16 protein-coding genes and 1 pseudogene are annotated in these 17,202 nt (G+C 73.2%); 10 read left to right on the forward strand and 7 right to left on the reverse strand.

Features of this window, described 5'->3' with window-relative positions:
* Positions 1 to 81: 81 nt before the first annotated feature.
* The 4 genes and pseudogenes from ggt (at position 82) to P3T35_RS08360 (ending at position 3,636) form a co-directional block, all read left to right on the forward strand.
* Positions 82 to 1,899 (forward strand): gamma-glutamyltransferase, encoded by a 1,818-nt coding sequence (gene ggt / locus P3T35_RS08345; RefSeq protein ID WP_101383687.1) that lies wholly within the window; start codon positions 82 to 84, stop codon positions 1,897 to 1,899.
* A 225-nt stretch (positions 1,900 to 2,124) separates the two neighbouring features.
* Complete coding sequence (locus tag P3T35_RS08350; RefSeq protein WP_101385464.1) at positions 2,125 to 2,922, forward strand: exodeoxyribonuclease III; 798 nt, start codon at positions 2,125 to 2,127, stop codon at positions 2,920 to 2,922.
* Positions 2,923 to 3,125: 203 nt separating this feature from the next.
* Positions 3,126 to 3,254: pseudogene (locus tag P3T35_RS08355) on the forward strand (IS4 family transposase); the annotation flags it as partial.
* Between the two features lie 79 nt (positions 3,255 to 3,333).
* Positions 3,334 to 3,636: a hypothetical protein gene (locus P3T35_RS08360; protein WP_280705181.1), complete on the forward strand. Its 303-nt coding sequence runs from the start codon at positions 3,334 to 3,336 to the stop codon at positions 3,634 to 3,636.
* A 36-nt stretch (positions 3,637 to 3,672) separates the two neighbouring features.
* Here the strand turns inward: P3T35_RS08360 and P3T35_RS08365 are convergent, their stop codons facing one another.
* Positions 3,673 to 4,917 carry an MFS transporter gene (locus tag P3T35_RS08365; RefSeq protein WP_280704863.1) on the reverse strand — a complete coding sequence of 415 codons (1,245 nt, stop codon included), beginning with the start codon at positions 4,915 to 4,917 and terminating at the stop codon, positions 3,673 to 3,675.
* A 381-nt stretch (positions 4,918 to 5,298) separates the two neighbouring features.
* The gene (locus tag P3T35_RS08370) at positions 5,299 to 5,976 is read right to left on the reverse strand and encodes a lysoplasmalogenase (protein WP_101383688.1); all 678 of its coding nucleotides are present in this window, start codon (positions 5,974 to 5,976) and stop codon (positions 5,299 to 5,301) included.
* A 265-nt stretch (positions 5,977 to 6,241) separates the two neighbouring features.
* Here P3T35_RS08370 and P3T35_RS08375 point away from each other — a divergent pair, with 265 nt between their 5' ends.
* Positions 6,242 to 7,741, forward strand: a complete 1,500-nt coding sequence (locus P3T35_RS08375) for a DUF2398 family protein (protein WP_101383689.1) — start codon at positions 6,242 to 6,244, stop codon at positions 7,739 to 7,741.
* Positions 7,742 to 7,815: 74 nt separating this feature from the next.
* Here the strand turns inward: P3T35_RS08375 and P3T35_RS08380 are convergent, their stop codons facing one another.
* The 5 genes from P3T35_RS08380 to P3T35_RS08400 all read right to left on the reverse strand — a co-directional run bounded on the left by P3T35_RS08380 (position 7,816) and on the right by P3T35_RS08400 (position 11,533).
* Positions 7,816 to 8,025, reverse strand: coding sequence for a hypothetical protein (locus P3T35_RS08380; protein ID WP_141632882.1), 210 nt, complete (start codon positions 8,023 to 8,025; stop codon positions 7,816 to 7,818).
* Between the two features lie 106 nt (positions 8,026 to 8,131).
* On the reverse strand, positions 8,132 to 9,049 hold the full coding sequence (locus P3T35_RS08385; protein ID WP_101385466.1) for an acyl-CoA thioesterase II: 918 nt from the start codon (positions 9,047 to 9,049) through the stop codon (positions 8,132 to 8,134).
* A 64-nt stretch (positions 9,050 to 9,113) separates the two neighbouring features.
* Positions 9,114 to 10,298 (reverse strand): MBL fold metallo-hydrolase, encoded by a 1,185-nt coding sequence (locus tag P3T35_RS08390; RefSeq protein WP_280705133.1) that lies wholly within the window; start codon positions 10,296 to 10,298, stop codon positions 9,114 to 9,116.
* A gap of 254 nt (positions 10,299 to 10,552) precedes the next feature.
* Positions 10,553 to 11,005 (reverse strand): MaoC family dehydratase, encoded by a 453-nt coding sequence (locus P3T35_RS08395; RefSeq protein ID WP_101383692.1) that lies wholly within the window; start codon positions 11,003 to 11,005, stop codon positions 10,553 to 10,555.
* An 81-nt stretch (positions 11,006 to 11,086) separates the two neighbouring features.
* Positions 11,087 to 11,533: a pyridoxamine 5'-phosphate oxidase family protein gene (locus P3T35_RS08400; RefSeq protein ID WP_101383693.1), complete on the reverse strand. Its 447-nt coding sequence runs from the start codon at positions 11,531 to 11,533 to the stop codon at positions 11,087 to 11,089.
* A gap of 133 nt (positions 11,534 to 11,666) precedes the next feature.
* On the opposite strand from P3T35_RS08400, the gene P3T35_RS08405 reads away from it, so the two are divergent.
* From P3T35_RS08405 to P3T35_RS08425, 5 genes are all read left to right on the forward strand, one after another.
* Positions 11,667 to 12,563, forward strand: coding sequence for a hypothetical protein (locus P3T35_RS08405; protein WP_143676988.1), 897 nt, complete (start codon positions 11,667 to 11,669; stop codon positions 12,561 to 12,563).
* 439 nt (positions 12,564 to 13,002) lie between these two features.
* Positions 13,003 to 13,401, forward strand: a complete 399-nt coding sequence (locus P3T35_RS08410) for a hypothetical protein (protein ID WP_101383695.1) — start codon at positions 13,003 to 13,005, stop codon at positions 13,399 to 13,401.
* A gap of 5 nt (positions 13,402 to 13,406) precedes the next feature.
* The gene (locus P3T35_RS08415; RefSeq protein WP_143676989.1) at positions 13,407 to 14,429 is read left to right on the forward strand and encodes a hypothetical protein; all 1,023 of its coding nucleotides are present in this window, start codon (positions 13,407 to 13,409) and stop codon (positions 14,427 to 14,429) included.
* Positions 14,430 to 14,492: 63 nt separating this feature from the next.
* Entirely contained in the window at positions 14,493 to 15,212 is a 720-nt protein-coding gene (locus tag P3T35_RS08420; protein ID WP_101383697.1) for an SAF domain-containing protein, read from the forward strand.
* Positions 15,212 to 17,200, forward strand: a complete 1,989-nt coding sequence (locus tag P3T35_RS08425) for a hypothetical protein (RefSeq protein WP_180356738.1) — start codon at positions 15,212 to 15,214, stop codon at positions 17,198 to 17,200. Before P3T35_RS08420 ends, P3T35_RS08425 begins: the two co-directional genes overlap by 1 nt.
* Positions 17,201 to 17,202 lie beyond the last annotated feature (2 nt).

Consider the following 17,202-nt stretch of genomic DNA (forward strand, 5'->3'; position numbering starts at 1 on the left):
TGGCGCCGCACCGCACTGTTGTCCGGGCGCTCGCGGTATGAAAGAAGAGGGGACCTGACGCCGACTCAGGAGGTCCGCCCGATGCGCCTGCCGACCCGTTCCGCTTTACCCGTCGCCCTCGCCCTGGCCGCCGCCGCGCTCTGCACGACCGCTCCCGCCCAGGCGGCCACCGCTCCCGCCTGGGCCGCCACCCCGCCGCCCAAGGTCCCCGAGGCGGCCGGCTACGGCGGCGCCGTCGCCTCGGTGGACGCCGACGCCACCGCCACCGGCATCCAGGTGCTCCGCAACGGCGGCAACGCGGTGGACGCCGCGGTGGCGACCGCCGCCGCGCTCGGCGTCACCGAGCCGTACTCCTCCGGCATCGGCGGGGGCGGCTACTTCGTCTACTACGACGCGCACAGCCGCCAAGTGCTCACCCTGGATGGCCGGGAGACCGCGCCGAAGGCCGACGACTCCTCGCTCTTCCTGGAGAACGGGCAGCCGCTGCCCTTCACCGACGCCGTCACCAGCGGCCTGTCGGTCGGAGTGCCCGGCAGCCTCGCCACCTGGCAGCAGGCGCTGAACCTGTGGGGGAGCCGCCCACTGGGCGAGCTGCTGAAGCCGGCCGAGAAGCTCGCCGACCACGGCTTCGTCGTCGACCAGACGTTCCACGACCAGACCGCGCAGAACCAGGACCGGTTCAAGGACTTCCCGGCGACCCGGCAGCTCTTCCTGCCGAACGGCCGGCTGCCGGTGGTCGGTTCGGTGCTGAAGAACGCCGACCTGGCGAACACCTACCGCGAGATCGGCCGGGACGGCATCGAGGCGCTCTACCAGGGCGACATCGGCCGGGACATCGCCGACACCGTGCAGCACCCGCCGGTCGACCCGGCCGGCACCCGGGTGGCGCGCCCCGGCAAGCTGGCCCCCTCCGACCTGGCCGCCTACGCGGTGCACCAGCAGGCGCCCACCCACGTCAACTACCACGGCTACGACGTCTACAGCATCGCGCCGTCCTCCTCCGGCGGCACCACGGTGGGCGAGGCACTCAACCTGCTGCAGGCGAGCGGCGACCTGTCGAAGGCGGACGACACCCAGTACTACCAACGGTTCCTGGAGGCCAGCCGGATCGCCTTCGCCGACCGCAACCGCTGGGTGGGCGACCCGGCGTTCAACCAGGTGCCGGCCGGCCGACTGCTCTCCGAGCGGTTCGCGGACTCGCGCGCCTGCCTGATCAACCCCGACCACGCCCAGACCAGCCCGCTGGCCCCGGGCGACCCGTACCACCCGGGCAGCTGCCCGTCGACCGCAGGCCCGGCCGTCCAGGAGACCCACGAGGGCCCCAACACCACCCACCTCACGGTCGCCGACCGCTGGGGCAACGCGGTCTCCTACACCCTGACCATCGAGCAGACCGGCGGCAGCGCGATCACCGTGCCCGGCCGCGGCTTCCTGCTCAACAACGAGCTGACCGACTTCTCCTTCGCGCCCAACACCCCCGGAGTGCCCGACCCCAACCTGCCGGGACCCGGCAAGCGGCCGCGCTCGTCGATCTCGCCGACCATCGTGCTGCGCGACGGCAAGGTGGCGTTCGCCGAGGGCTCGCCGGGCGGGGCCACCATCATCACCACGGTGCTGCAGGTGCTGCTCGGCCGGATCGACCGCGGCCTCAGCCTGGAGCAGGCGATCGCCGCGCCCCGGGCCAGCCAGCGCAACCTGGCCGCCACCGAGGCCGAGCCGGCGTTCCTGGCGCTGCCCGAGCTGAACGGGCTGAAGACGCTGGGGCAGACCTTCACGCTCAATCCGGAGATCGGTGCGGCCACCGGCGTGGAGCGGCTGCCGGACGGGCGCTGGCTGGCCGCCGCCGAGCCGGTGCGCCGCGGCGGCGGGTCGGCGGCGGTGGTCCGGCCGGACCGCTGAGGAGCCGACCTGACCGGACCTGTCGGTGGGCGGCGGTAGATTCGAGGACGGGTGACCTCCGGGCGCCCGTCGTCAGTCGTTGAACGTCGTCAGTCGTTGAACGTCCTCAAGCGTTGAACATCGTCAGGCGTTGAACATCGTCAGGCGTTGAACATCGTCAGGCGTTGAACGTCCGTAGTCGTTGAATGTCCGTTCCGTCCGCTAGCTAAGGCCTTCGTCGTGACCCTGCGCATCGCCACCTGGAACATCAACTCCGTGACCGCGCGGCTGCCCAAGCTGCTGGAGTGGCTGGAGAGCGCCAAGCCCGATGTGCTCTGCCTGCAGGAGCTGAAGGTCGCCACCGACGCCTTCCCCTATGACGCGGTGCGGGAGCTCGGCTACGAGACCGAGGCGCACGGCACCGGGCGGTGGAACGGCGTGGCGATCATCTCCAAGGTGGGCTTCGCCGATGTGGTGCGCGGCCTGCCCAACCAGCCCGGCTACCAGGCGGACGACGCGCTGCTGCCCGAGCTGGAGCCGCGCGCCATCGCGGCCACCTGCGGGCCGGTGCGGGTCTGGTCGGTCTACGTGCCCAACGGGCGCGAGGTGGGCCACGCGCACTACCGCTACAAGCTGGACTGGCTGGCGACGCTCCGTCAGGACATCGCCGAGGACGCGGCCGCCGAGCGCCCGTTCGCGGTGCTCGGCGACTACAACGTGGCCCCGACCGACGAGGACGTCTTCGACCTGGCCGCCTTCGAGGGCCAGACCCACGTCACCCCGCTGGAGCGCCAGGCGCTGGCCGACCTGCGCGCGGCCGGCCTGTCCGACGTGGTGCCGCGCCCCCTCAAGTACGACCGCCCCTACACCTACTGGGACTACCGCCAGCTCGCGTTCCCGAAGAACCGCGGCATGCGGATCGACCTGGTGTACGGCAACGCCGCGTTCGCCGCCGCCGTCAGCGACAGCTACGTCGACCGCGAGGCCCGCAAGGGCAAGGGCACCTCCGACCACGCGCCGGTCGTGGTCGACCTCGACCTCTAGTCCCAACGCCGTTCAGTTTGGGCGTGGGGGTCGTTTGTCAGGACCGGTAGGCAAAGCAGCGGAGCTGCCGTAGAAGAGGTCTGTCACTCCAAGACATCCTCACCACGGGAGCCCCGCTGTTGAAACAGACTGCCACAACGCGGACGGCCAATGTAGCGAGTGGTGCGTTCGCGCCGGGTCATATCGGCGAGTTGACCCGGATCGTGCTGCTGACCACCCTCACCGATCCATCCCCGCACCCGGCACACGAGCTCATCCGGGTCTACCACGAGCGCTGGGAGGTCGAAACGGCGTACCCGGAGCTCGAGTCCACGATTCTGGGTGGACGGGTCCTGCGTGCCCGCATCCCCTCCGGGGTCGAGCAGGAGGTCTGGGCTCTGCTGGTGACCTACCCAGGCGCTGCGGATCGCCATGCCGGACGCGACCGACAGCGTCCCGGGCACCGATCCGGACCGGGCCGGCTTCACCGCCGCGCTGGCCGCCGCCCGCGACCAACTCGTCCTGGCAGCGGGCGTCATCGCCGACACCGTCATCGACCTGGTCGGGGTCATCGGCCGCCACATACTGGCCCACCTCCTGCCCCAGCGGCGGGTCCGCACCAAAGACCGCATCGTCAAACGAGCGATCTCCAAGTACAACGCACACCGACCCGCCATCGACCGAGCCAGCTACAAGGCCACCATCAGCATCACCATGCTGACAATCGACCCTTGACGCCACCCAACCCGGCCCAACTGAACGGCGTTGCTACTAGCCGTTCCCGATGCGCTTCCGCGCCGCCGGCACCGTCCTGCCGACCACGGTGGCGAGTGTCGCTCCGAGGACGCTGACGCCGACCAGGGGCAACCAGGTCGCGGAAGCCCCCGTCGACAGTAGTCCGGAGAGCACGATCGGGACGGCTGCTCCGGCGAGGGTCACGGCGAGTTGGTTGAAGGCGAGGTACCGGCCGCGCAGGGCGTCCGGGGCGCTCTCCGCGGCGATCGTCGAAGAGACCGGGCCGCCGAGGATCTCGCCGAGCGTGTATAGGGCTGCGCCGAGCAGTAGGACGCCGACGACGACGGCGGTCACGGCCATGCCGTCGGCGGCGAGGAACAGCAGGTAGCCGACGGCGAAGGCGACGTGCCCTGCGACGAGGACCCGGCTGCGGACGCGTCCTCGCAGCCGGCCGACGACGACGCTTTGACCGAAACCGACCATCAGGGTATTGAGCACGAAGGCCGCCCCGGCCGTCCAGCCTGGCAGCCCCAGCACGTGGACGGCGTAGACCGGGATCGCGATGCTGAAGGAGTACAGGGAGACGGCGAAGCACAGCTGCTGTCCGACGACCGGCAGGAACCGCCAGTCCCGGAGCACTCGCCGCCAGCCTCCGGCGGCGTCGCGCCCGGCTTCCGGCCTGGCGTTCGGAACGGCCCGCATCAGGGCGAAGGCGGCTACGTACGACACGGCGTTGACGGCCACGATCGCGGTGTAGACGCTGTGTGTCCCGACACCGACGGCGACGGCGGCCAGGAGTCCGCCGAGCGCGTATCCGAGGTTGCGGATGGACCCGAGCAGGCCGAACCAGCGCTCGCGGTCACTGGGAGCGGCCAGTGCCGTGACGGTCACGCCGTAGCAGCCGAAGAACACCGCGCGGCCGGCGCTGTTCACCCAGGCGCAGACGGCGATCTGCCAGGTGTGGTCCACGACGAGATACCCGGCGAAGCCGAGGGCCTGGGCCAGGTTGGCCGCCTGCAGCACCGGCTTGGAGCCGTACCGGTCGATCACCCCGCCGACGAGGGGGCCCGCCGGGAGCGCCAGCAGCCCGCCCGCCGTCAGCGCCGCGCCCACCTGCACCAGCGACAGCGAGGTCGTCGCCAGGAAGTACAGCATCGTGACGGGGATGAAGACCCCCGTGCCGACCGAGTCGATGACGATCGCCGCCACGAAACGGCCGTGCCCGGCTATCGAGAGACGGGCAGGGGGAGTGGTTGCGGGTGCGGTTGCCGTAGCGATCACGGCACGACGGTATAGCAGCAACGCCGTTCAGTTGGGCCGGGTTGGGTGGCGTCAAGGGTCGATTGTCAGCATGGTGATGCTGATGGTGGCCTTGTAGCTGGCTCGGTCGATGGCGGGTCGGTGTGCGTTGTACTTGGAGATCGCTCGTTTGACGATGCGGTCTTTGGTGCGGACCCGCCGCTGGGGCAGGAGGTGGGCCAGTATGTGGCGGCCGATGACCCTGACCAGGTCGATGACGGTGTCGGCGATGACGCCCGCCGCCAGGACGAGTTGGTCGCGGGCGGCGGCCGGCGCGGCGGTGAAGCCGGCCCGGTCGGCTCCGCTGCTTTGCCTACCGGTCCTGACAAACGACCCCCACGCCCAAACTGAACGGCGTTGCCTCTAGTCCTGCGCGCGCTGGGCCTCCGCCTTGAGGGCGGCGGTGGCCAGCAGGTACTGGGCCACGAGGTAGGTCGACATGATCCAGAACTCGTGGCCCGGGAGCTGCTTCCAGCCGGCCAGCCGGGTGGCGATCAGGGTGTCGGAGAGCAGGAAGAGCCCGCCGCCCAGGCCGGCCCGCAGGCCCAGGCCGGTGGAGGCCACCGCCGTACTGGCCAGCAGCAGGCTGTAGCCGGCCACCGGGACCTTCAGCGCGCCCAGCCCCGGCCAGAGCTGGTTGAGCAGCACCGCCCAGGCCAGCGCGTAGCCGGCCGCCACGATGGCGAGCCGCCGACGGTCCGTCATCGCGCCCTGCTTGGCGAACATCGCGATGTAGCAGACGTGTGCCGCCGCGAAGGAGCCCATGCCGGCTAGGAAGGCGGGCTCGGAGTCGAACTGCAGCAGCACGTCGCCCGCGGCACTGGCCACCAGCGCGGGGGTGAGCAGCGACGGCGTCGGCCCCTCGGTGGCGACCGCGTGCGCGGCCAGCAGCGGCATCAGGGCGGGCTTGGTCGCCTGCTCGGCCACCGAGGTGCCGGTGAGCAGCGAACCGAGGTGCGCGGCCGAGGTCGCGGCGAAGGCGGAGAACAGGCCGCGGGCCCGCCCGGCGAGACGGCCGCTGGTGGTGAGGCTGTGCAACATGCGCTGATGCCCTCCGGGCTGGGGACGGGGATCCCGGGACAACGGATCTCCGGTGTGAGTTGGTACGGGAACTCCGGCACGATAATTGACGTGGCGGGTCGGCCGGAAGACATTGTTACCGACGCGTAGAGGGCGCACCGACCCGCGTCGTCCACGGGCGCCCCGTCAGGTGCCTTAGGCTGTCCCGTCGGGAGTCATCGGTGGCTCCCGCAGCAAGGCGGCAGGCAAGACGGCAGGCGAGACGGGCGGCACGGCGGAGGGGCGCGTGAACGGGGGCGGAGCGCTGCACGGCACCGAACTGCCCGGCGGCACCATGACCCTCCGTAGGCGCACCGAGTTCGCGGCCCCCGCCGCCGAGCCCACCCGCAGCCGGCAGCCCGAGGCCGACCAGCTGCTGCTGCTGGCCCGCCGGTTCGCCGCATGCGAGCCGTGCCAGGCGCACGAGCTGTTCACCGACGCGTTCGGCCTCTACGGCGCCCGGCACTTCGGGACCGCCCCCGCGCCGGCCGCCGCTGATCTGCCGGCGGTCAGCTGGTGGCACGGCCCGACGGTCCATCAACCGCTGCCCCGGGCCCGGCGCGGCCGCCGCCCGGCCCCGGCCGGTACCGTACCGGCCGTCCGCGGCAGCGCGGGACGGCACCGCAAGCGCGAGGCCAGCGCCGTGCAGGCCACCGAGCGGCGGGCCGCGGCCCGGCTGCTGCTGGCCCAGCCGCTGGTGACCGCCGACGCACCGGCGTTCGTCCTGATCAACCGTCATGTCGCGTGGCTCACCGAGCGGTTCGCCGAGCTGCTCGGCTATCCGCTGCTCGCCGGGGACGGCTTCGCCCGGCTGGTCAAGGCCGAGCTCGGCCCGGGCGCCGGGCGCCAGTTGCTGCTGGCCGGGGCCCCGGGCACGCCGCGGCGCTATGCGGCGCTCGCGGCGGCCCTCGCGGTGGTGCTGCTCGGCCCGGACCGCTGGCCCCCGGGTCAGCTCGCCGCCCGGATCGCCCAGACCTGCGCCGCCGAGTCGGTGACCGTCGAGACGGCCGACGTGGCCGCCGCCGTCGCCCAGCTGACCGAGTGGCGGGCGATCACCGAACTGCCCGAGGCCTGGCACGGCGCGAACCATGCGCTGGCCGCCGCGCTGGCCGCCGCCTGCCGGCCGGCCCAGCCGGAGGACCCGCCGGTGCCGCGCACCACCATCCCGGTCGCGGTGCGGCGGCGGCTGGCCGAGACCCCGGTGCTGCTGGTGCAGGAGCTCACTGGGCTGGAGCACGAGTGGCTCTGGGAGGCCCGGGAGCGGGAGGCGGAGCTGTTCGCCGACTTCCTCGGCCTGGTCGCCGAGATCCGGGCGGAGGGTGTGGCGCTGCTCGACCCGGCCGGCGAGCTGACCGACCTCAGGCTGCCCGGCCCCGGGCCGCTGGCGGAGGCGGCGCTGCTGCTGGTGGAGCGCCTGGTGGAGGAGCTGCGGCCGCTGCCGGGCGAGCCGGCGGAGGTCGGGGTGCCGATCGCGGAGGCGCTGATAGACGGGATCCTCGGGGACGTCGCCGACGAGTGGCACCCGGAGGAGCCGGGGGGCGACGCCGAGCGCCGGGCCCATCTGTCGGACCGCGCCGCGTTCCGGCGCGAGGTGCTGGAGCTGCTGCATCGCCTGGGCCTGATCGCCCCGGACCCGGCGGCCGCGGCCGGCCGGGGCGGTTGGCGGCTGCTGGCGCCCGCCGCCCGCTACGCGGCGGAGCTCGGCGAGCTGCCGGCGGGCGGGACGGGGCGGCACTCCCGTCGCTGAGGGACTGCCTGACGGGACCTCAGAGTTGACGGGGTGTCAGGGTCGGTGGGCCAGTGCTTGACCAGAGGTCACCGTCAGTGCGCCGCGCCCGCGTTGACCGAGACCTGCTGGTGCCCGACGGTCTCCACGGTGGCACCCACGCCGAGGCCGCCGAGCGCCACCGAGGCGGCCACCGCGGCGCACGCCAGCAGTCGGCGGTGGCGCTTGGGCAGCGGAAAGCGCACCTGGTCAACGGGGTCGTGACCGCTCAGCGGTGAGCGGTCGGGGAAGCGCGGTTCGTCCATGATGAGGAGCATTCCACTCCGGTGTTAAACGATGACGACACCGGGATGAACGCAGCCCAGGTGGCACACATCGAAACGGATCATGGCAAGTCCGACTTACGTAACGTCACATCACTTCGGGTCTGAGCTCCCGGAGCAGGGTCTCCTGGACGGCGGAAGCCACCAGCACCCCGTCGCGGTCGTAGAACTCGCCGAGCGCCAACCCGCGCCCGTCCGACGCCGACGGGCTCCGCTGGGCGAACAGCACCCACTCGTCGGCCCGGATCGGTCGGTGGAACCACATCGCGTGGTCCAGCGAGGCGAGCGACACCTTGGTCGGGTCGGTGCGCTGGAAGGGGTGCTTCTGCACGTGCAATGCGGTGGTCGAGGCCAGCGTGAGATCCGAGAGGTAGGTCAGCGCGCAGGTCTGGATCAGCGGGTCGTCGGCGGGCAGCGGGGTGCCGGTGCGCAGCCAGACGAACTGCTGCGGCACCCCGGGCAGCTCCGGCGGCATGCCCGGTGCGTCCGGCGGGACGAACCGGATCTCCAGCGAGTGGTAGCCGAGGGCCTTGCGGAAGTCGTCCGGGTCGTTGGCGGCCCAGGTGGGGAACGGGTCTTCCAACCCCTCCGGGCCCGGCACCGGCGGCATGGTGCGCTGGCGCTCGCGGCTCGTCTCCAGGACCTTGAACGAGGCGGACAGCGTGAAGATCGCCTCGCCGCGCTGCACCGCCGTGACCCGGCGGGTGGCGTAGGAGCGGCCGTCCCTGAGCCGCTCCACCTGGTAGACGATCGCACGGCGCGGATCGCCGGGGCGCATGAAGTAGCCGTGCAGCGAGTGCACGTGCCGTGCCGGGTCGACGGTGCGACCGCCCGCGGTGAGGGCCTGCGCGGCCACCTGGCCGCCGAACGCCCGCAGCGGGGCGCCGGCGTGGCACCAGCCGCGGTAGAGGTTCTCGTCCAGCTCCTCGATCCGCAGCAGGTCGAGGAAGTGTACGGGCTTGGGCTCGCCCGGTTGCTGCTCGCGGGCCGGCGCGTCGATCGTCATCCCGACATACTGGCAGATCACCACGCCAGTGTTACTGCTGGGTAGCCGGGGCGCCCGGCCGCCCTCAGGCCGGGACCTCGTCCTCCTGCCCGGCCGCCGCCAGCGCCGACTCCGCGTCCGCCGGCGCGAGCCCGTCCACCGGAACCGGCAGGCCGGGCGCGGCCACCGCGTGCCACCACGGCTCCAGCGCGGGCGGCGCGGCCGGCTCGAACGGCCGCCCGATCACCGGCACCGCGACCTCGGCACCGAGCACCGCGGCCGCCGCCAAGGTCCGCTCCACCGGCTCCTCCCAGGCGTGCTGCGCCAGGTTGAAGGTGCCCCAGTGGATCGGCAGCAGCAGATCGCCGCGCAGCTCCAGATGCGCCCGCACGCCCTCCTCCGGGGTCATGTGCACCTCGGGCCAGAACGGGCTGTAGGCGCCGACCTGCACCATGGTCGCGTCGAACGGGCCCAGTCGCCGCCCGGTCTCGGCGAACCCGGGGAAGTAGCCGGTGTCGCCGCTGTGGAAGACCCGGTGCTGCGGCCCGGCCACCGCCCAGGACGCCCAGAGGAAGTGGCTGCTGGTCCGCGGACCGCGACTGCAGTAGTGGCGGGCCGGGGTGGCGGTCAGGGTGAGACCGGCCACCTCGGCCGACTCCCACCAGTCCAGCTCGGTGATCCGCTCGGCGGGCACGCCCCAGTGCTCCAGGTGCGCGCCGACCCCCAGCGGGGCCGCGAACTGCGCACCGCTGCCGATCAGCGCCTGGATCGAGGTCATGTCCAGGTGGTCGTAGTGGTCGTGCGACACCACCACCACGTCCACCGGGCCGAGGTCGGCGATCCGGATCGGCATCGGGTGCAGCCGCCTGGGACCGATCCCGGAGAACGGCGAGCAGCGCAGCCCCCAGACCGGGTCGAACAGCACCCGCCGCCCGTCCAGCTCGGCCAGCACGGTGGCGTGGCCGAGCCAGCTCAGCCGCAGGCCCGAGGCCGGCGGTTCCGCCAGCTCCGCCGATCGCAGCCGGTGCACCGGGATCGGGCGGGTCGGCGCCCGGCGGGCGCGGTTGCTCGCCAGTTGGGCCCGGGTGATCTCCAGCGGCGAGCGCTCATAGACCACGCGGCGGGTCGGCACCGGGTTGCGGAAGGCGCCGTCCACGAAGTTGGGGCTGGCCAGGATCCGGGCCAGCCGCGCGCCGGTCGGTTCGGCGCCGAAGGCGTCCGTCCGCACTCGCCGCCAGCCGGCGGCCGTCAGGTCGCGAAGCCGGGTGATCGGAGAAGAGTCGGGAGCGGAGCCGAGCACAGCACCTCCAAGACGCGTGGACGTCGACGGCGGCGCGGCGAACGGAGCCGCGCCGTGACGTCCGGCAGCCGCTCGATACGATCACCATCTCGTCCGCAGCGTACCGAAGGGGCCTCGTTGGGGCGCGGTAGATGCGCGGGACGACCGCCGTTCGGGCGTGCCCGGACCGACAGTGCGTCAGTTGTGCGCGCCTGACGCACCGTCGGGTGCCCTTTGGAGAGGGGTCAGAGGTAGAAGCGGGTGATCGTCTCGGCCACGCAGTGCGGCTTGGCGCTGGCCTCGCTGCTGACCGTGAACCGCACCACCGCTTGGCGCCCGCCCGGCACCTCGGTCACCGAGAGCAGCTCGGCGGTGGCCCGCACCGGGGTGCCGACCGGCACCGGGGCCGGGAAGCGCACCTTGTCGGAGCCGTAGTTGACCGCCATCCGCACCCCGCCGACGCTGTAGCACTCCTTGGCCAGCAGCGGGATCAGCGACAGGGTCAGGTAGCCGTGTGCGATCGGGCCGCCGAACGGGCCCTCCTTGGCGCGCTCCGGGTCCACATGGATCCACTGATGGTCCCCGGTGGCCTCGGCGAACAGGTTCACCTGCTCCTGGGTGACGGTGTGCCAGGCGCTGCTGCCGAGCTCGGTGCCGACCGCCGCGGTCAGCTCGTCGAGGGAGGCGAAGGACGTCATGGGGCGCTCCACGGCCGGTCGGGGGCACGGACGGGCGGACGGCCTACCACCCGTGCTGGGGAGCGTAGTCCTACCGGTCGGTCAGTTGTTCCCGGGGCCGGAAGCAGTCGCGGACAGGGCCCTGCCGTGCAGGCGTCGGCCGGTCACCAGGTCCGTCGTCAGCCGGACGAACAGCGGCTCGGCCGTGCTCGCCCAGGGCCGCGGGCCGGTGCGCAGCAGCCGTGCGTGCACCGCCGGATCGCGGACCACCTCGGCCCGGCCGTGCACCACCACGCTCCAGCCGGTGCGGCTCGCCTCGTCCAGCCGATCGGCCTGGAAGACCGTCACCGCGCCGTGCAGCGCCCGGGCCGCCGCGCCGTCCGGCACCAGCGCGAGCAGCAGCCGCCCGTCCGCCTCGAGCTGGAACTCCACCGGCACCACCCGCAGCAGCGCGTGCTCGGTGTACACCACCCGGCCGATGGGCACGGTGCTGAGCAGCCGAAGGCACTCGGCCTCGCCCAGATCCTCGATACGGTCGACACGGTCCATATCCCGATGGTGCGCCCAGTGCGGCGGGGGACAGTAGGGCCCATGGTCCCGGAGCGGACCGGAGAACACAGGGAGTGCCGGACGACGGAGTGCCGGCGAACGGCGGCGACACGGTGACGAGGGGTGCGGGCGGATGACGGCGGGGACTTCTGGGACTTCTGGGGCGGCCGGGACAGCGGGGGCTCCGGGAGCGGCGAGCGGCGTCGACCTGGTGCTGATCGGCGCCGACGGCGGGCCGGACAAGGCCTTCGCGGGTTCGGCGCAGGTCGCCCTCGGCGCCGAGGCGCTGGCCCGGGCGCTGCCGCCGGTCTGCTTCGACACCGGCAGCCGGGGCTGCCGGGTCACCGTGGTGCCGCCCGAGGCGGACGCCAACGCGATGCTGACGGCGCTGCGGGCGGCGGCCCGGCAGGAGGGGCGCTACCTGGTGGTCGGGCTGCTCGGCCAATTGGTCGCCGACCCGCGCGGGCGCCGGCTGGCGCTGGTCACCGCCGGCAGCACCGCCGACAACGCCTACCGCCGCGGGCTGGCCTGGGACTGGGTGGTGAGCACCATGGTGCACGGCACCCAGGCGGAGGCGCTGCTGCTGGTGGACGTGGTGGCCCGCCCGGACACCTGGGCGCTGCTCTCCGGCGCCTCCCAGGAGGTGGGCGAGCTGCTGACCCACTCCCGGGTGCCGCTCTGGGGCCGGATCGGTCCGTTCCCGACCGGCCGCCGCAGCCGCTCCGCGACCGTGCCCGGCGGTGAAGGATCGTTCAGCTGGGCCCTCTCCCGGGTGCTGGAGCGCGGGGTGCCGACGGCTCCGCCGGCCGTCGGACCGGCGGACATGCAGGACGCGGTGGCTGCAGAGCTCGCCTGGGGTGAGCTGGCGTCAGGCATCCCGGGCAGACTGCTCGTCCCTCCTTCGGGTGGCCGGTTGTTGCTCCGAAATCGGGCGGCGGTGCGTGGTGCGCTGGCCGGATTGTCGGTTTCCGAAGAACTGTTGGCTGTTCTGTGGCGCGAAAACACCACAACGGATCCGGGTTCCGACTAAGGTCAGAGCCCCGAGGTGTTGCCCCGGGCGGGTGTGGTGGCGAACAATCTGCCTCACATCGTAATTCGGCAACGGACGGCGCCTTTCGGTCAAGCAGGGACGCCGCCAACTCCGGCCAGCTGTCGGGCAGTCGCGACAAGGTGGGGCTATGGGCCGTGACAGGGCTTTGTTACGCCTACGGGTACGCCTACGGGCGATCGGGGTCGGCGCGGCGCTGCTGCTTTTCACCGCGGCCTGCGCACAGGGCGGCGCGGGGAGCGCGAGTCATTTGTCAAGCGCTGATCCCAGTGGGGTGATTGGTACCAATGGGACGGTTGGGGGCGGCGAAACCGGTGGGGGGAACGGGGTTTCGACGGGTGCCGGTGCGGGCAGTTCGACCAGTGCGTCGGGCGGGGGGGATCAAGCGCCGACGAGCGGCCCGCAGGAGGCCGTCGGTCGGGTGGTGCTGAAGACCTATCAGGACTGGTGGGCGGCGCAGGTGAAGGCGTATGCCGGGGGTGATCCCCAGGGGGCCCAGGTGCGGGTGTACTCCGCCGATGTGGCGCTGGCGAATGTTCTTATGAGTTTACGTTCGCTGCAAGGCGCCAAAATGGTCATGACCGGTCAGCCCGTGCTCGATCCTGTTGTCAAGAGTCTTGATCTCAGCGGCACTTCCCAGACGGCGGTAATCTCCGACTGTGTGGATGTCAGCGGCTGGCACCAGGCCGATGCGAGTACCGGATCAATGAAGGACGCGCCACAGCGCCTGACCCGGTATCCGGCGACCGCCGTGCTGCGGAGCAGCGGCGCCCTCTGGAAAGTCTTCGAGTTCAACCGTGAGACGGGTCGGACATGCTGAGGACCTTGCGACGACACCTCGGACTACTCGCCCTGCTGACCGGCCTGCTGGCCGGCGCCACCATTCCGGCGCGGGCGGCCGCACCGACCGGCGGCATCAACCAGTGCCTGGTGCTGGCGATCTGCGTGGAACTCTCCCAGTCGGGCAGCGGTGGCTCACCCGGCGGCGGTCAGGGGAACACCGGCTCCAGCAGTGGCGGCGGTGAGCCGGTCTGCTCCTGGAAGGGCGTCCAGAAGCCGTGCTGGGACCCTGACCTGGGGTGGTTCGACAACAGCAGTGACAGCGGCCAGGGCTGCTACTTCAAGGCGCTCGACCCCTCGGATCCGGCCTTGAAGGGGCAGACGCCCCAACCGGGCAAATCCCCCTACCTGCAGTCCTGCTGGGACGCCAACGGCAACCCCACGTACTCGACGATCAGCTGGCTCGCCCAGGCCCCCAACGCCGGCACCCCGGCCCCGACTCCCGGCACGGTGGCCCAAATGGCCATCGCCCAGCTGCAGTTCATCCGTCCCGTGATCCACACCGCCCCCACCGGCAAGTCCCTGGTCACGGTCCCCGTCTTCCTCTGGTACGACCACGGCACCGCGGCCGCGCCCGACGACCAGACGATCGGCCCGCAGAGCCAGACCGTGAACCTCAACGGCATCAGCGTCACCGCCACCGCCACGCTCACCAAGGTGGCCTGGGACATGGGATACCAGGCCAACAGGAAGGAGGTGGTAGCGGACTGCAACGGCCCGGGGGTGCCGTACGCGGACGGAATGGAGAACAACCCGCCCGCCGGCGCCTGCTACTGGAGGTTCGGCTCGCTCTCGCCCGCCAACGGCGCGCCCCCGACCGGCGCGCCCGCGCCCACCGCCGCACCGTCCCCGGGCGGCGGGTACTGGCCGGTGGCCACCGAGACGTGGACCGTCACCACCGTCGACAACAACAACCCCAACGGCCCGGCGCCCTGGGACCCGCTGACCCTCGAGGTCTCCAGCCTGCCCGTACAGCTCCAGGTCAACCAGCTCCAGGTGCTCAACTAACCATGTCTGACCGTCAGTTCGGGACAACCGCCCGGCTGCGTACGTGAGGAAGGCCGCCGCCCGATGGACAGCCGCACCACGCCGACCCTCGGCACCGCCGCCGCTTCGGCCCGCGACGGCGGCCGTCCCACCGCGCCGTCCCGCTCGCTGCGGTCGCGCCGACGGCGACCGGCGGTGCTGGCGATGTCCGTCGCGCTGATCGCCGCCGGCGGGCTCGGCGGGGCGGTGCTCTACAACAGCACCGGGCAGCGGATCGCGGTGCTGGCGCTGGCCCGTGACGTGCCGTACGGGCAGCCCCTCACGGCACAGGACCTGGTGGTGGCCCGGATCGCCAGCGATCCCGCGCTCGCCCCGATCAGCGCCTCCGACCTGAGCCGGGCGGTCGGCCGCCGCGCCACCACCGACCTGCACCGCGGCACCCTGCTGCTGGCCGCCGACCTCACCAGCGCGCTGGTGGTGCAGCCCGGCATGCAGGAGGTCGGCCTGCCCGTGCACACCGGCCAACTGCCCGCCGTCGGCCTGCAACTCGGGCAGCAGATCGAGATCGTGCAACTGGGCGACAGCGGCGGCGGCGCGCCGCAGACCATGAACGCGGTGGTCGCCCAGACCGGCAAGGGCGGCGACAACCAGGTGATCGACGTGGCGGTGCCGCCCGCCGACGCCGTCAAGCTGGCCCAGTGGGCGGCCGGCGGCAAGTTCCAGATCATCCTGGCGCCCAAGGCGGGCGGCGCGGCCCCCAGCTCCGTCCCCAGCCCGGCCCCGAGCCCCTCGGGGAGCGCCTGATGGCCGTCATCGCGGTGGTCGGCGGCCTGGGCGCGCCGGGAGCCACCACCTCCGCGCTCGCCCTGCTGCTCGCCTGGCCGCTGGCCGACGGACGCAAGGTGCTGCTGGTCGAGTGCGACCCTGACGGCGGGGCCGCGCTGGCCGGCGCTCTGGAGGGCCGGGTCGAGGCGGTGTACGGGCTGCGCAACCTCGCCGTCGCCGACCGGCGCGGGCTGCTCGCCGAGGCGCTCTGGGAACAGCTGATCGACGTCTCGCCCGGCGGCACCGGAGACCGCCTGCTGCTGCCCGGCCTGACCGATCCGGCCCAGGCCGCCGGGCTCGCCTACACCTGGGAGCCGCTGGTGGAGATGCTGCGCGGGCTGCACACCCAGGGCTACGACGTGCTGCTCGACCTCGGCCGCTCGGGCGCCCACGGCCCGGGAGCCGTGCTGGCCCGGCGCGCCGACTGCGTGGCCGCCACCATCCGCACCACGCTGCGCGGCCTCAGCACGGCCCGCCCGCGCCTCACCGCGCTGCGCGAGGACCTGGCCGCCGCCGGCAACGGCGCGGACGGGCTGGGGCTGCTGCTGGTCACCGAAGGGCCGTACCCCGCCGCGGACGTCACCCGGGAGCTGCAACTGCCCGTGCACGGCGAGCTGCCGTACGCCCCGCGGCCCGCCCGAGTGCTCTCGGACGGCGGGGACAGCACGGACCGGCGGTTCATCAGATCGGAGCTGATGCGGGCCGCCCGGACGGTCGCGGACCGGCTGCTGGCGGTGGCGCAGGAGCGGCGGCGGCGGTTGACGCCGGCGCAGACGAGCGCGGGCCCGGAGTGGGGGGCGCCTCAGCCGCCGCAGGCCCCCGGGTGGGGAGAACAGCCGCAGGTCCCGGGGCGGGGCGAGCCGCAGCCCGTGGCCCACGCGCCCGAGGTGTCGGGTGGGTTTCAGGGCTATGCGGCGGGGGGCTATCAGCAGCCCGAGCCGTCGGAGGGCTACCAGGGCCATGCGGCGGAAGCGGGCTATCAGCAGCCCGAGCAGGGCTATGCGGCCGGGGCCGGCGCGGGTGACGGCTGGGGCGGCCCGGTGCCGGGCACCACGGACGCCGCCGCGGGGGAGCCGGCCGTCGCGGCGCCGGATGGCGGCGCCCGCCGGGGTTCGGAGGCCGGGGCGATGGACGCCGCGTTGCGGCAGCAGGCGTGGCCGGATGGCGGCGCCCGCCGGGGTTCGGAGGCCGGGGCGATGGACGCCGCGTTGCGGCAGCAGGCGTGGCCGGACGGCTGGGCACGGACTGTGCGGGACGGCCAGGAGCAGTCCGCCGCCACCCCGCAGGGTCGCGACGCCGGGATATCGGGACTCGCCCGGGTGGTGGGGGACTACGCCCTGGAGCCGCCGCCCGCACCCGCCCGGGCCGAGGAGCCGGCCGCGCGCTCCTGGCTCGACGGCGCCGCCGTGCCGACTGGTGGCGCGGCCGAGCTCACGCCGGTGCCGCCTGGCCTGGTGCCGGGGGTACCGGTCGCTGGGCAGGCGTTCGCCTCGCCCGCCGGGCAGGTGTTCGTGCCGCAGGCCGGACCGGTACAGGTGCGACCGGGCGCGGCGCCGTACTCGCCGGCCACTGCCGGGTCGCCGCCGCTTGCCGGGGTGGCTCCGCACCAGGCGGCGTCGTATCCGCCGGCCGGCGGAGGGTCGTTGCCCCTCGCGGGGGTGGCTTCGTACCCGCCGGCCACTGCCGGGTTGCCGCCGCTTGCCGGGGTGGCTCCGCACCCGGCGGTGTCGTATCCGCCGGCCAGCGAGGGGTCGTTGCCCCTCGCTGGGGTGGCTTCGTACCCGCCGGCGTCGTATCCGCCGGCCGGCGGAGGGTCGTCGCCCCTCGCGGGGGTGGCTTCGTACCCGCCGGCCACTGCCGGGTCGCCGCCGCTCGCCGGGATAGCTCCGCACCCGGCGGCGCCCGAACCGTTCCCGGCGCCGGCCGAGGAGACCGAGACTCAAGGGGAGGTGCTCCGTGCGCGGTAGCC

This window comes from Kitasatospora sp. GP30, from assembly GCF_029892145.1.
Taxonomy (GTDB): domain Bacteria; phylum Actinomycetota; class Actinomycetes; order Streptomycetales; family Streptomycetaceae; genus Kitasatospora; species Kitasatospora acidiphila.

Bases quoted from the DNA above. Each gene is read 5' to 3' on its own strand.
- ggt (WP_101383687.1), top strand. From the start codon at position 82: ATGCGCCTGCCGACCCGTTCCGCTTTACCCGTCGCCCTCGCCCTGGCC.
- P3T35_RS08360 (WP_280705181.1), top strand. From the start codon at position 3,334: ATGCCGGACGCGACCGACAGCGTCCCGGGCACCGATCCGGACCGGGCC.
- P3T35_RS08370 (WP_101383688.1), bottom strand. From the start codon at position 5,976: ATGTTGCACAGCCTCACCACCAGCGGCCGTCTCGCCGGGCGGGCCCGC.
- P3T35_RS08380 (WP_141632882.1), bottom strand. From the start codon at position 8,025: ATGGACGAACCGCGCTTCCCCGACCGCTCACCGCTGAGCGGTCACGAC.
- P3T35_RS08385 (WP_101385466.1), bottom strand. From the start codon at position 9,049: ATGACGATCGACGCGCCGGCCCGCGAGCAGCAACCGGGCGAGCCCAAG.
- P3T35_RS08395 (WP_101383692.1), bottom strand. From the start codon at position 11,005: ATGACGTCCTTCGCCTCCCTCGACGAGCTGACCGCGGCGGTCGGCACC.
- P3T35_RS08400 (WP_101383693.1), bottom strand. From the start codon at position 11,533: ATGGACCGTGTCGACCGTATCGAGGATCTGGGCGAGGCCGAGTGCCTT.
- P3T35_RS08405 (WP_143676988.1), top strand. From the start codon at position 11,667: ATGACGGCGGGGACTTCTGGGACTTCTGGGGCGGCCGGGACAGCGGGG.
- P3T35_RS08420 (WP_101383697.1), top strand. From the start codon at position 14,493: ATGGACAGCCGCACCACGCCGACCCTCGGCACCGCCGCCGCTTCGGCC.
- P3T35_RS08425 (WP_180356738.1), top strand. From the start codon at position 15,212: ATGGCCGTCATCGCGGTGGTCGGCGGCCTGGGCGCGCCGGGAGCCACC.